This window comes from Vagococcus vulneris, from assembly GCF_003950515.1.
GTDB lineage: Bacteria > Bacillota > Bacilli > Lactobacillales > Vagococcaceae > Vagococcus > Vagococcus vulneris.
Genome location: NZ_NGJS01000008.1, coordinates 81,057 through 95,281 on the forward strand (window position 1 = coordinate 81,057; position 14,225 = coordinate 95,281).

General features: G+C 35.1%; 13 protein-coding genes. 12 read left to right on the forward strand and 1 reads right to left on the reverse strand.

What is annotated here, in order from left to right; translation table 11 throughout:
- Positions 1-118 precede the first annotated feature (118 nt).
- The 12 genes from CBF37_RS06900 to CBF37_RS06955 all read left to right on the forward strand — a co-directional run bounded on the left by CBF37_RS06900 (position 119) and on the right by CBF37_RS06955 (position 12,349).
- Entirely contained in the window at positions 119-556 is a 438-nt protein-coding gene (locus CBF37_RS06900) for a YwiB family protein (protein ID WP_125984026.1), read from the forward strand.
- An 86-nt stretch (positions 557-642) separates the two neighbouring features.
- Positions 643-1,260: a DNA-directed RNA polymerase subunit delta gene (gene rpoE / locus CBF37_RS06905; RefSeq protein WP_125984027.1), complete on the forward strand. Its 618-nt coding sequence runs from the start codon at positions 643-645 to the stop codon at positions 1,258-1,260.
- Between the two features lie 55 nt (positions 1,261-1,315).
- The gene (locus CBF37_RS06910) at positions 1,316-1,657 is read left to right on the forward strand and encodes a DUF1622 domain-containing protein (RefSeq protein WP_125984028.1); all 342 of its coding nucleotides are present in this window, start codon (positions 1,316-1,318) and stop codon (positions 1,655-1,657) included.
- Positions 1,658-1,768: 111 nt separating this feature from the next.
- Positions 1,769-3,247: an aldehyde dehydrogenase family protein gene (locus CBF37_RS06915; protein WP_125984029.1), complete on the forward strand. Its 1,479-nt coding sequence runs from the start codon at positions 1,769-1,771 to the stop codon at positions 3,245-3,247.
- 142 nt (positions 3,248-3,389) lie between these two features.
- Positions 3,390-4,256, forward strand: a complete 867-nt coding sequence (locus tag CBF37_RS06920) for a class II fructose-bisphosphate aldolase (protein WP_125984030.1) — start codon at positions 3,390-3,392, stop codon at positions 4,254-4,256.
- A gap of 197 nt (positions 4,257-4,453) precedes the next feature.
- A complete protein-coding gene (locus tag CBF37_RS06925) occupies positions 4,454-5,743 on the forward strand; it encodes a UDP-N-acetylglucosamine 1-carboxyvinyltransferase (RefSeq protein ID WP_125984031.1) in 1,290 nt (429 codons plus the stop codon).
- Complete coding sequence (rho, locus tag CBF37_RS06930; RefSeq protein WP_125984032.1) at positions 5,743-7,020, forward strand: transcription termination factor Rho; 1,278 nt, start codon at positions 5,743-5,745, stop codon at positions 7,018-7,020. The genes CBF37_RS06925 and rho overlap by 1 nt, the downstream gene beginning before the upstream one ends.
- A 92-nt stretch (positions 7,021-7,112) precedes the next feature.
- Entirely contained in the window at positions 7,113-7,376 is a 264-nt protein-coding gene (locus CBF37_RS06935; protein ID WP_125984033.1) for a type B 50S ribosomal protein L31, read from the forward strand.
- A 129-nt stretch (positions 7,377-7,505) separates the two neighbouring features.
- The gene (nadE, locus tag CBF37_RS06940; protein WP_125984034.1) at positions 7,506-8,339 is read left to right on the forward strand and encodes an ammonia-dependent NAD(+) synthetase; all 834 of its coding nucleotides are present in this window, start codon (positions 7,506-7,508) and stop codon (positions 8,337-8,339) included.
- A 226-nt stretch (positions 8,340-8,565) separates the two neighbouring features.
- Positions 8,566-10,320 carry an LTA synthase family protein gene (locus tag CBF37_RS06945; protein ID WP_125984059.1) on the forward strand — a complete coding sequence of 585 codons (1,755 nt, stop codon included), beginning with the start codon at positions 8,566-8,568 and terminating at the stop codon, positions 10,318-10,320.
- A gap of 12 nt (positions 10,321-10,332) precedes the next feature.
- Positions 10,333-11,076 carry a tRNA 2-thiocytidine biosynthesis TtcA family protein gene (locus tag CBF37_RS06950; protein ID WP_125984035.1) on the forward strand — a complete coding sequence of 248 codons (744 nt, stop codon included), beginning with the start codon at positions 10,333-10,335 and terminating at the stop codon, positions 11,074-11,076.
- Between the two features lie 193 nt (positions 11,077-11,269).
- Entirely contained in the window at positions 11,270-12,349 is a 1,080-nt protein-coding gene (locus tag CBF37_RS06955) for a BMP family lipoprotein (RefSeq protein WP_125984036.1), read from the forward strand.
- A 47-nt stretch (positions 12,350-12,396) separates the two neighbouring features.
- Here the strand turns inward: CBF37_RS06955 and abc-f are convergent, their stop codons facing one another.
- Positions 12,397-13,887: a ribosomal protection-like ABC-F family protein gene (gene abc-f / locus CBF37_RS06960; protein ID WP_125984037.1), complete on the reverse strand. Its 1,491-nt coding sequence runs from the start codon at positions 13,885-13,887 to the stop codon at positions 12,397-12,399.
- Positions 13,888-14,225: the final 338 nt, after the last annotated feature.

Genomic DNA, 14,225 nt, shown 5'->3' on the forward strand with positions numbered 1-14,225 from the left:
TTTTGTTCAGTATAATAGTTACTATTATACAGGGAAATAAATCATAGTGAAAGAAGGGAGATTATTGAAAAGTTTGACAAAAAGAAAAAAGTTAAGGAAAATGAGGTGAGGTGAGTTTATGGATGAAAAAACAGCAGTTCCAATTGCTATCAAAATACAGACGAAAGTTTTTCAAAATGATGATTTCAGTGAGCATATTATTGAAACGACAGGACAAATGATTAGAATTAAAGATGTCTTGTATTTAAGGTACAACGAAGAAATGGACGGAATTCAATCAAAAGTTCCGGTAACGATTAAAATAATGTCGGATGGTCAAGTTCAATTAATTCGTTCAGGTGATGTTAGAATGAAACTTCGTTTTGTCTATCAAGAAAAACAAGAAACTATCTACAACACGCCATACGGTATGATGGATATCGCTACATTTACTAACAATATGCGAGTTAGTTTGCGAGATAAACCATATTCAGGAGATGTGACTATTGATTATGATTTATTTGGAGGTAGTGAAAAAATGGGTGTTTATCATATGGAATTATCATTTACTACTTAAAAAAAATAAATTTTAATTCTTTCAATTGATTTTACTACTTTGTTTATTGTATTATAGAGAGTAGACTGTGAAAGGACGTGTGCCGGTTGGAAATGAAAGCTTTTGAAGGTATAAATAAAGATGAATTGTCAATGATTGAGGTAGCACATGCTATTTTAGAACAACATGAACGCGGAGATATCATGGAGTTTTCTGATTTAGTCAATCAAATTCAAAATTATTTGGGCAAAGCAGATAGTGAGATTCGTGATATATTACCGCAATTTTATACAGACTTAAATATTGATGGTAGCTTTATTTCTTTAGGAGATAACCGTTGGGGATTACGCGGTTGGTATCCAATAGATTCAATTGACGAAGAAGTTTCGGGTGTTGATGAAGATGAAGAAAATAAACCTCGTCGGAAGAAACGTAAGAAAGTTAATGCTTTCTTAGGATCTGATGACGATGCGATTGATTACAATGATGACGATCCTGAAGATTCTGAACTAACAGATCATGATGAAGAATTGTATGAAGATGAAGATGAAGACGAAGAAGATGAATCAAAAGAAATTAAGGAATATACAACAGATTTATCTGAAATTGGGGCAGACCATGATGTGGATGATGCAGATGACGTTCCAGATGGCGTTGAAGAAGACCTAACAATCGTTGAAGATGAAGATTTGTTTAACGATGATGAAGAAGACGAAGACGAATAATGTGAAAAAGGGCATCTGTTGCGGGTGTTCTTTTTTTAAGATTGGAGGCTAGCTGATGCCGGATGTGATAAGAATTGTCCATTATATTGTTCTTAGTTTAAATATTTTTTCAGTTGTTATTCTTTTGTTTGGCATGGTGAAGGTCATTATTGATTTTTTTAGAAATGAGTTTAAAGGTGAAGACCGATTTGACATCGCTGCTAAAAATAATCGTATTAAATTGTACCTCGGGTCGTATATATTATTAAGTTTAGAGGTGCTTATAGTATCAGACATTATTGAAACAATTATGAATCCTTCTGCAAAAGATATTTTGATTTTAGCTGGCATTGTCGTCATTCGAACAGCCATATCATATTTTTTAGGTAAAGAAATGGAACATACTGATATTAAATAAAAACGTCCGGTCCAACTGGTCGTTTTTTTTGAGCACTTTTTTTGACTTCAATAATAACAGCGGTTACAATTCAACTATACCAAAAATAAAAAATAAACCAGGAGGGTTATAATGATAGAGATTTTAGAGTTAGACAAACATTATAAAATGTTTGTTGATGGTCAATGGATAGATGGCGTTGGAAACGAACGATTAGACAGTATATCACCGATTGATAATCGTCATTTAGCAACTATTGTTGATGCATCGGATGCTGATGTGGATAACGCTGTGGCAGCAGCAACAAAAGCGTTACCTGAATGGAAATCATGGTCTTTAGTTGACCGTAGTAATTTGCTGATTAAGATTGCAGAGGTTATTGACAAACATACAGAGCATTTAGCTAAAATTGAATCTTTAGATAATGGAAAACCGATTCGTGAGACGTTATCTGTAGACGTTCCGTTAAGTGCTGATCATTTTCGCTACTTTGCTGGGGTTATTCGCAGTGAAGAAGGAAGTGCCCAGGCATTTGATGATAATACGTTAAGTATTGTTATTAAAGAACCAATAGGTGTGGTTGGTCAAATTGTACCTTGGAATTTTCCGATTTTAATGGCTGCTTGGAAGATAGCACCTGCACTAGCTGCGGGTAATACAATTGTCATTCATCCCTCGTCATCTACTTCACTTAGTTTATTAGAATTGACAAAATTAATTGGCCCAATGCTTCCAGATGGTGTATTGAATGTGGTGACTGGTAAGGGATCAAAATCTGGTGAGTATATGTTACACCATGAAGGATTTAATAAATTAGCATTTACAGGATCAACTGAAGTTGGGTACAATGTTGCCAAAGCCGCAGCAAATCGTTTGATACCAGCAACACTTGAATTGGGTGGTAAATCAGCCAATATTTTCTTTGACGACATGCCGTTTGACAAAGCTGTTGAAGGAGCTGAATTGGGTATTCTTTTTAATCAAGGTCAAGTTTGTTGTGCAGGTTCAAGAATTTTTGTTCAAGAAGGAATTTATGACCAGTTTGTAGCGGCGCTTAAAGAAAAATTTGAGGCCGTAGTAGTTGGAGATTCGCTTAAAATGGATACTCAGATGGGGGCACAAATTAATCAACGTCAAGTGGATACAATTTTAAAGGCTGTTGAGGCTGGGCGGCAAGAAGGAGCGACTATTTTAACTGGTGGCTACCAACTAGAAGGAAAATTAAAAAAAGGCTGTTACGTTGCACCGACTTTGTTGACAGATGTAACAAATGATATGACAGTAGCCAGAGAAGAAATCTTTGGACCGGTCGCTGTGGTTATTAAATTCAAAACAATTGAAGAAGTAATTGAACTAGCCAACAATTCGGACTACGGGCTAGGTGGAGGTGTCTGGACAACAAATATTAATACAGCGCTTAAAGTCAGCCGAAGTATTGAAACAGGACGTGTTTGGGTGAATACGTATAATCAGATTCCAGCAGGATCTCCATTTGGCGGGTATAAAAAGTCAGGTATTGGTCGTGAAACGCATAAATCGATTATTGATTCATATTCTCAAACCAAAAATATTTACATTGATACAAGTGATCAAGGTTTTGAGCTTTATTAATCGGACTTAAAACGAATTTTTTCAGAAATATATATGAAAATTGTGATTTGACTAGCATAAATAAGTTTAATTTGGTAAAATAACTGTGTTAGTTAAGATAAATCTTAACAAATTTGTATCCAATTTTAGGAGGAAGTTAATTATGGCATTAGTATCAGCAAAAGAAATGTTAGAACAAGCTAGAAAAGGTAAATATGCAGTAGGAGCTTTCAACACAAACAACTTAGAGTGGACAAAAGCTATCTTAAAAGGTGCACAAGAATCTAACTCTCCAGTAATGATCCAAACATCAATGGGAGCTGCTAAATATATGGGCGGTTATCAAGTATGTTACGATTTAGTTAAAGATCTAATCGATTCAATGGGAATCACAGTTCCTGTTGCTTTACATTTAGACCATGGTGAATACGAAGACGCATTAGAATGTATTAAAGTAGGCTATACTTCAGTAATGTTCGATGGATCTCATTTACCATTTGAAGAAAACTTAGAAAAAGCTAAAGAAGTTGTTTCTTTTGCTCACGCTAACGGTGTTTCTGTAGAATGTGAAGTTGGTAGTATTGGTGGCGAAGAAGATGGTATTATTGGTGCTGGAGAATTAGCAGATCCTAAAGAATGTAAATTAATGTCTGACACAGGAATAGATTTCCTAGCTGCTGGTATTGGTAACATCCACGGTTCATATCCTGAAAACTGGACTGGTTTAAGTTTTGATACATTAAAAGAAATTGCTGACATTACTGAAGGTAAACCATTAGTACTACATGGTGGTTCTGGTATTCCTTTAGATCAAGTACAAAAAGCTATTTCATTAGGTGTTTCTAAAATAAACGTAAACACTGAATGTCAAGAAGTATTTGCTGCAGCAACTCGTAAATACATTGAAGAAGGTAAAGACTTAGAAGGTAAAGGATTTGACCCTCGTAAATTATTAGCTCCTGGTACTGAAGCTGTAACTAACCTAGTTAAAGAACGTATTGAATGGTTTGGTTCTAACGGAAAAGCATAATTAATTTTCTTAAGTAGATAATTTAAAACGACTAGACTCTGAAGTCTAGTCGTTTTTTCGTTATAGCAATAGGTGAAACACCTAACTTTTTTTCTTATTAAGAATATGCTAAAATGGTAAAGATATATAGATATGACGTATAAAGCTGCTTAATCTAAAGCAGTTTTTTTAAAGTGTAAAGTGAGGATTTTAAAAATATGAAACGAATGGTTATAAATGGTGGAAAAAAGTTAAAAGGTGAAGTAACTATCAGTGGAGCAAAAAATAGTGCGGTCGCATTAATTCCCGCAGCCATTATGGCAGACTCTCCGGTTACTTTAGAAGGTGTCCCAGATATTCAGGATGTTCATTCCTTAATGGAGATATTAGAGATGATGGGAGTAAACGTAACGTTTAAAAATCATACTATGGTTATTGATCCAACAAATATGGTATCTATCCCTATGCCGAGTGGTAAGATTAACAGTTTGCGTGCGTCATATTATTTTATGGGTTCATTGTTAGCTAAATTCGGTGAAGGTGTAGTTGGTTTACCCGGTGGTTGTTATCTAGGTCCACGACCTATTGACTTACACATAAAGGGTTTTGAATCTCTTGGAGCGAGTGTTACAACGGAACATGGAGCAACGTATTTAAGAACAACTGATCGTGGTTTAGTAGGAACGCGAATATTTATGGATATGGTGTCCATCGGTGCAACCATTAATGTTATGCTTGCAGCTGTCAAAGCTGAAGGTCGTACAGTTATTGAAAATGCTGCACGTGAACCTGAAATTATTGATGTTGCTACTCTACTAAATAACATGGGTGCTGAAATTCGTGGGGCTGGTACAAATGAAATTCGAATTGATGGTGTTGAATCACTACATGGCTGCCGCCATTCAATTATTCCGGATCGTATTGAAGCCGGAACGTATCTAGCTTTAGCCGCTGCTTATGGAGAGGGGATTACCGTCCAAAATGTTATCTATGAGCACTTAGAAAGTTTTATTTCTAAATTAGATGAAATGGGTGTTGGTATGACCATTGAGGAAGATGCCATTACCGTGTCGCCTTCTAAAAAATTAAAAGCAACGAATATCACAACAATGCCTTATCCAGGATTCGCAACAGATTTGCAGCAGCCGATTACACCGCTGTTAATGCGCGCGAAAGGGTCTAGTATAATTACAGATACTATTTATGAAAAGCGTGTGAATCATATTCCCGAGTTAGTTAGGATGGGTGCTGATGCCAGTCTTGAAGGAAATATGATAGTTATTAATGGTCATGAAGATTTGGAATTGCATGGTGCAGAAGTTTTTGCTAGCGATCTACGTGCCGGAGCCTGTTTAGTCATTGCTGGGTTGATGGCTCAAGGGACAACTAAAATATCGAATGTCGGTAATATTTTACGCGGTTATGATCATATTATTGAAAAATTAACTGCGCTTGGTGCTGATGTCTATATGGAAGAAATTGAGGACGACGAAGAGGGTAATAATTGATGCCAGAAAAAGATTATCTGACGATGGGAGAATTGGAGCATAAAACATTAAAGGATATTTATGCCTATGCAAAGGATTTTAAAATTCCCTATTATAGTCAAATGAATAAAAAAGAATTATCATTAGCTGTTATTAGAGCGCAAGCAGAAAAGCAAGGTTTCTTTATAATGGAAGGTGTTTTAGATATTGTTTCTCAGGATGGTTATGGCTTTTTGAGACCTATCAACTATACTCCGAGTCAAGAAGATATATATATTTCTTCGTCTCAGATACGACGCTTCGGCTTGCGTAATGGTGATTTGGTTTCAGGAAAAGCACGTCCACCAAAAGAATCTGAACGGTATTATGGATTAATGCATGTTGAAGCTGTAAATGGTAAGAATCCGGAAGAAGCAAAAGAACGTCCGCATTTTCCAGCATTGACCGCACTTTATCCTGAAAAACAGATTAAGCTTGAAACAACAAGCAGGCAATTAGCAACAAGAATGATAGATTTGTTTGCTCCTGTAGGTTTTGGGCAACGTGGGTTAATCGTTGCTCCACCAAAAGCTGGAAAAACGACGGTTATAAAAGAGATAGCTAACGGTATTTCTCAAAATTATCCAGATGTGGAATTAATTGTATTATTAATTGATGAACGACCGGAAGAAGTAACTGATATTGAGCGCAGTGTTAAAGGTGATGTGGTGTCTTCGACATTTGATCAACTTCCTGAAAACCATACGCGTGTTGCTGAGCTTGTTCTAGAAAGAGCTTTACGTTTAGTAGAGGATAAGCGAGATGTTGTGATTTTGATGGATAGTATTACTCGATTAGCACGTGCTTATAATTTAGTTATCCCGCCAAGCGGGCGAACATTAAGCGGAGGTATCGATCCCGCAGCTTTTTATAAACCGAAACGCTTTTTTGGCGCAGCCCGTAACATTGAAGAAGGTGGTAGCTTAACGATTTTAGCGACTGCTTTAATTGATACTGGCAGTCGAATGGATGATGTTATCTATGAAGAGTTTAAAGGAACGGGAAATATGGAACTTCACCTATCAAGAGAATTGGCAGAGCGACGTATTTTTCCAGCGATGGATGTCAAACGTTCAGGTACTCGACGCGAGGATATCTTATTGGCACCTAAACAATTAGAAGAAATTGTTCGTCTGCGAAATAATATGCGTGGTGATTCAATTGATATGACACATCAATTGTTAACTTTCTTGAAGAAAACCAAAACAAATGACGACTTTTTTGGTTCATTTAAAGATGTGAGTTTTTCTAAAAAGTGATTGCAATTTATAAATGAACATGCTAATATGTTAGTTGATTGAAAATCAACTCTGTCTCAGCAAATGAATCAGGGCAAAGGAGAGAAAAAAGAATGAAACAAGGAATTCATCCAGAATACCACCCAGTAGTGTTTATGGACTCTACGACAGGATTTAAATTTTTATCAGGTTCAACTAAACATTCAGAAGAAACAGTTGAGTGGGAAGATGGTAAAACATACCCAGTTATCCGTGTCGAAGTAACTTCTGACTCACATCCATTCTACACTGGACGTCAGAAATTTACTCAAGCCGACGGACGTGTCGATCGTTTCAACAAAAAATACGGTCTTAAAGACGAAAACGCTGAAAAATAAGACTTTTTTAATTTTTAGTGCTACAGATCTTGCTAATTTTAGTAAGGTCTTTTTTGTTTTTGTACAGACTTATGAGTATCATCTGATATAATAGGAAAGTATATAAATTTTGAGGAGTGACACTATCTTATGAGAAAAAAACAACAGGAAATTATAACAAACTTAGAGGTTGTAAGCACAATTGAGCCCAAATCAGAAATCCGCAAGCGTGTTTCGTTCTTAAAGAGTTATTTAACAACACATCCATTTTTAAAAAGTTTTGTTTTAGGTATCAGTGGCGGGCAAGATTCTTCTCTAGCTGGAAAATTAGCGCAACTTGCCATTCAAGAATTGCGTGATGAAACTGGTGATCAAGCGTATCAATTTATAGCAATACGTTTGCCGTACGGTGCTCAAAATGATGAGGAAGATGCAAAGAAAGCAGTTGCATTTATTAAACCTGATCAAAGTTATGTCGTTAATGTCAAACCTGCAGTTGATGCTTTAATTAGTGAACTACAAGCCCACTCTAATATTTCTATCAGTGATTTTAATAAAGGAAATATTAAGGCTCGCCAACGCATGATAACCCAATATGCCGTTGCAGGTGAAAACCAAGGAGCTGTCTTGGGAACAGACCACGCAGCTGAAAATGTAACAGGTTTCTTCACAAAATTTGGTGATGGGGCAGCTGATATTTTACCTTTGTTTGGCCTAACGAAGCGACAAGGCAAACAGTTACTAGTTGAATTAGGGGCTGATCCAGCATTGTATCAAAAAGTCCCAACAGCGGATCTAGAAGAAAATCGTCCAATGCTGGCTGATGAGGATGCATTGGGAGTCACTTATCAAGCAATCGACGATTATCTGGAAGGTAAAGATGTGATCAATAAGGATGCGGAAATTATTGAAAATTGGTACAGTAAGACGGAACATAAACGTCATTTGCCTATCACACCTTTTGATAGATTTTGGAATAAGTAACAAGTAAAGAGAGGTCAGTTTTATTTTGAATGAAGATCAAATAAGAAAACGTCATTTAAGTAAAAAAGAAAGAATTAGTAAATGGCAAAAATTGAAAATTCTGTTTCTAAATAAAACAAAAGAAGAAGATAAAATTATAAAAAAACCGCAAACTAAAGTGAATTGTGTTGTTCACTTGAGTCTAGCGGTAATAATAACATTAGTTGTAGTTTTTGTAGGGCATATCATGCTGCAGCTTGGCCAGAACAACAATCAGTTTCACTTAGTTTTTAAGTTCATTTTCTTGTGGCACACTGAAAAGTTTCTAATAGGTAGCCTCGTTTTGTTAGCTCTAGATGTATTTTTAATATCGCTAATGGGCTCAGTGCTCTACGGGAATATCATCTACATAATTATAATGGCATCAATGAGTGCAGCGACGTTTCAAAAAATGAAGTTTCGTGAAGAACCTATATATCCAGACGACTTAAAGATGTTGACACAATTTCAAATGTTTAGGGATATTTTGGGAACCGGTCGCTTTGTTTTATTATGTTTGCTGTTGATGATTTTATGTCTTTTCGTTATTTGGAAAATAACTAAATCGTTAAAATTATCAAAAAAAATACAAATATTTCGTATTGTCAGCGGTTTGCTAAGTTTGAGTTGTTTGATTTACGCATCGAATTTTAATACACCGACTAACTTATTAAGAAAAGGCTATGATCGATCAGCACTATGGATTCCGTATAGCCAAAAAATGAATTACTACAACGTCGGATTTGTGGGTGGATTTTTGTTTAATACGAGGGTACAAGCGATGGAAGAACCAAAAGGCTATAGCAAGGAATCAATTGAAAAAATAGTATCAAATTATAATAAAAGAGCTGAAAAAAATAATCAAAGTAAGTCTGATTCCGAAAAGCCTAATGTTGTTTACATAATGTCAGAAAGTTTTTCTGATCCTAATCGTCTAGAGGGCATTGATGTCACGCCTAACCCCTTAAAAGAATATAGCGATGTAGCACGTTCTGCTAGCTTATCTGGCCAAATGTTGTCTTCTGGATATGGTGGGGGTACTGCCAATATTGAATTTGAGGCATTGACCGGTTTTTCAATGGATTTAATGTCAGCACAAATGACGACACCTTATACAATGCTGTTGCCGAAACAAAAGAGCTTTCCTTCTATTGTTTCAAGTTTAAAGCAACAAGGATATTATACTATGGCAATTCATCCCTATAATACTTCAATGTATAAACGTCAAGAAAATTATACATTGTTTGGTTTTGATGAATTTAAGTCTGAAAAGACGATGACTCATAAGAAAAAGATTGTTAATGATAAAAATAATTTTATTTCAGATCAATCAGCTTTTTCAGAGGTTTATGATCAGCTAAAAAAAGAAAACCAACCACAATTTATACACCTTGTTACCATGCAGACACATATGCCCTATAATACGAAATACGTAGAAAGCCATTATTATTCATCTGTTGGTGAGGGACAAGACAGTTTAGTGAATTATGCACAGGATATTGCATATGCTTCAGAAGCTCTAAAAAGTTTTATGAGTGATATTAACAACTTATCGCGTCCGACAATTGTTGTTTTTTGGGGTGATCATCTGCCGTCAATTTACTCAGAGGAAGTTGTGAAAAAAAACACAAAAGAGAGGTTGCATTTGACAGAATTTTTTGTTTCTAACCCGAAGGTTGAAAAGGAAGCACCTGTTCAAGCGATTAGTCCGATTTACTTTCAACAATTTATTAATAAAAATACAGCAGTTGAGGCAACGGGTTTTTCAATGCTTTTGCAAGATATGTATCAATTTTTACCTGCGTTTGAGAAGCAGTCGTATTATTACCAAAATGATTGGCATAAAGAATTAAAGTTATTACCTGAGAACCAAAAAGTGTTCGATCAATATCGTTTAATTCAGTATGACATTGTCTCTGGTAACAAATACTCAAAAAATCTTTTTGAAGTCTTATCACGGTAAGGAGATGAATTTGTGGGAAAAGTTAAGAAAGAGAATCAACTATTTTATAATCCTCTTCGGCAAGCAATAATAAATTACGATATGATTCAACCTAATGAAAAAATTGCTGTTGGCATAAGCGGAGGCAAAGACAGTATAACCCTGTTAACATTACTTGATACCATATCAAAGCAGAAAAGACTTGGTTTTTCTTTTGAGATTATACCAATATGTTTAGATTTGGGTTTTGAAACCGACATTCAACCACTGATTGATTATGTAGAAAGGTTAGGCTATTCTTTAGAAATCGTTCCAACAAAAGTTGCGGAAGTCGTTTTTGATATTCGTAAAGAAACTAATCCTTGTTCATTATGTGCTAAATTACGCCGTGGTATTTTATACAGCCATGCAAAAAAATTAGGTTGTTCAAAAGTTGCTTTGGGTCATCATCTTGATGATGCGATTGAAACATTCTTTTTGAATTTCTTGTTTCATGGTCAGTTTGATAGTTTTCAGCCGAAAACTTATTTAACTAAAACGGATATCAGCATTATTCGACCAATGATTTATGTTGAGGAAAAAGATATCAGGCGTTTTGTTAATGAAATGGATATTCCGGTTATTTTTAATCCGTGTCCAGTAGATAAAAAGACGAAACGCGAAGAGATGAAATCCTTAGTTGCTGATTTAAAGAAAAAATATCCATTAATTAAGCGCCGATTTTTGCAAGGTGTAGAAAATCCCAATCAAGATACAAGTTGGGTTATAAAACAATAAATTATTAAAAAAGGATTGATGCTATGTATTGTATCAATCTTTTTTTACGAACAATTATAATGTTAATATAAATTATAATTCATTTTTTAATGATAAAACATGTTGAAAAATATAAAATATATGATATATTGTAATTAACACGAACAAATCAATTTGTTTGTTGTAAAAGCATTCGGATAATCAGGGGGATACAATGAATAAAAAACAAATCGGTTTATTAGTTGGATTAATTGGTATAACGGCAATAACAGGTGCTTGCGGAAATAAAGAAAAAGCTCAAGGAAGTGTTAATGCATCTGAAAAAAATGAATCGATTGTGATGGTTACAGACACGAATGGTGTTGATGACCGTTCGTTCAATCAATCTGCTTGGGAGGGTATGACTGCTTGGGGTAAAGAAAACCATCTGAAAAAAGGTGTTGGCGGGTATGATTATATACAGTCAAGTAATGCATCTGAATTTACAACAAATATTGATCAAGCATTAACCGGAAAGTTCGGAACGATTTTTGGAGTAGGATTCTTGATTAGGGATGCGATTGATACAGCAGCCGGAGCTAACTCTTCACAACAATTTGCAATTATTGATTCTGTCATTGATGGTAAGAAAAATGTGGCTTCAGCAACTTTTAAAGATCATGAGGTAGCCTATTTGGCGGGAGTCGCAGCAGCCTACACGACCACGACAAATAAGATAGGCTTTATCGGTGGTGAGGAGGGACCTGTTCTGGATAGGTTTGAAGCAGGTTATACGCAAGGTATAAAAGATACAGCAAAAAAATTAAATAAATCTATAACAATAGATGTTAAATATGCAGCTTCTTTTGGTGATCCCGCTAAAGGAAAAGCAATAGCAGCAAATATGTATCAAGATAACGCGGATATTATTTATGCAGCAGCCGGAGGAACTGGAGCGGGGGTCTTTCAAGAGGCCAAAGCCCAAAATGAATCTAATGGTGATAAAAAGGTTTGGGTAATAGGTGCAGATAAGGACCAGCAAACAGACGGGAAATATAAAATGAAAGATGGAACAGAAGGGAACTTTACTTTGACGTCATCAATTAAAGAAGTTGGTGAAGCAATTAAGGATATAGCAGACCAAGCTAAAGCTGGGAAATTTCCAGGCGGCAAACATTTAACATACGGTCTTAAAGACGGTGGTGTCAGCTTAGTCAAAGGAAATATGTCTGAAGATGCGTACAAAGCAGTTAATGAAGCAAAACAGAATATTATTGATGAAAAAATAAATATAAAAGAAAAACCAAGTAAGTAGAATAATGACCCTCGCAAATCAACGACGATTTATGAGGGTCTTTTTTTTTAGGTTAGTTCAATAATCTTGGTAGAAATTTTATCAATAAAATCTTTGTCATGATCAACAAAGATTAATGTCGGTTTTGTACGTGAAATAACTTCTTCAAGCTGGTTATGATTAAATAAGTCGAGATAGTTCAAAGGTTCATCCCATAAATATAATTGTGCCGGTGTAATTAGAGATTGTGCAAGTTCTACTTTTTTTTGCTGTCCCATACTCAGATGTTCGATGGGATTGGTAAATAACTGTCGTTCAATGCCTAATTTTTTTAAATTATTCAACATGTCTTCATAGGATAAATGGTTATTTTTACAAAACTGATCAATTGGTCCATGGTTATTGTACTGTTGTTTGATTAGACTCCAAATATGGTTTTTAGGATAAGTTATTTTTCCACTTATTGTGCCGAGAAAATCTGATAAAATAGCTTGAAGTAGAGATGATTTCCCGACTCCATTAGGTCCAGTTATCGCTATTCGATCACCTTTCTTAACTGTAAATGAAACTGGATTAAATAAGGGGATATCATCATAGAAGAGCTGTAAATTTTCAACAGTCAGTAATGTGTCATGATAATCAGGTTGATAATTCATAGTTAAGGCATTGACATCTTCGATATTTTTTAAAAGTTCTTCTTTTTCTGAAATCTGCTGATCCATACGATTTAATAAATTTTTTGATTTTTTCATTGCTCTTGCAGCTCGTGCACCGATAAAGCCAGTATCATAGACAGATCCGCTGTTTTTTACAGTAGACTTACCATATTTATCACCTTCACGTGATTGAGACCACTCAGCTTTCTTAGCAGCAGTTTGTTTTAACCGTGAGACTTCTTTTTTTAGTTGTTCATTTCGATGGAGTTCTGTTTGATCTTCTAGTTCTTTCTGATCAAGGTAAGTAGAGTAATTTCCTTGATATAAAACAATCTTACTTTTATCTAAAGATAAGATATGATCAGTGACTTGATCAACAAACTTTCGATCATGACTTGTTACAATAAAACCTTGTTTTTTATTTTTCAAGTACTCAGCTACTTGTTGTCTACCTATTGCGTCTAAATGATTTGTCGGTTCATCAATTAACGGAAATGTTGTTGAATCGGCAAATAAAAGTGCAAGCAGACATTTGGTTTGTTCTCCTCCTGAAAGTGTAGAAAATGGGCGCCAAAGAATGTCGCTTTTAGCTTCTAATAGATTCAATTCACGTTCTACTTCCCATAGTTCAGCTGTCGTGTGTTCGGAGAGAATGTCATAAGTCATTTGTTGTTTATTTTCAATAGTGATTGGAAAATATGAAAAAGGCAGCTGATGCTGGATGTTTCCGTTGAATTCCAATTTATTTTGAAGCAATTTAAAAAAAGTTGTTTTTCCGCGACCGTTACGACCAATAAGTCCAAGTTTCCAACTGGCATCGATAGTTAAATTAACGTCATCAAATAACAAATCAGCAGCACCATCGTACTCGAAGGTTAGGTTTGTAATGGCAATTTTACTCAATATATATCATCCTTTCAAAGCAAACAAAAAGACCAATTCTATTCGGAGAATTGGTCGATTAAATCGCAAAAAAGACTGAGTATATGCAAAGTCAAATCATCTTGCGGAAATATCCAACCAATTCTAGAAATCTATAGACTAATCCCTTGTTGCAATAATAAAAAATAGTCATAAAATCTCTTGAAGTATTGGTTAGAATTTCAATGGATGATCCCTCGCTTTCGTTGCACTAATCCTAGCATGTATAAATAAAAAAATCAATTGTTATTTATTGATAATCTAATTGTACCTAGTGAATAGAGCAGAGTATGTTCTATTTGTATGGCGGACAAACCTTA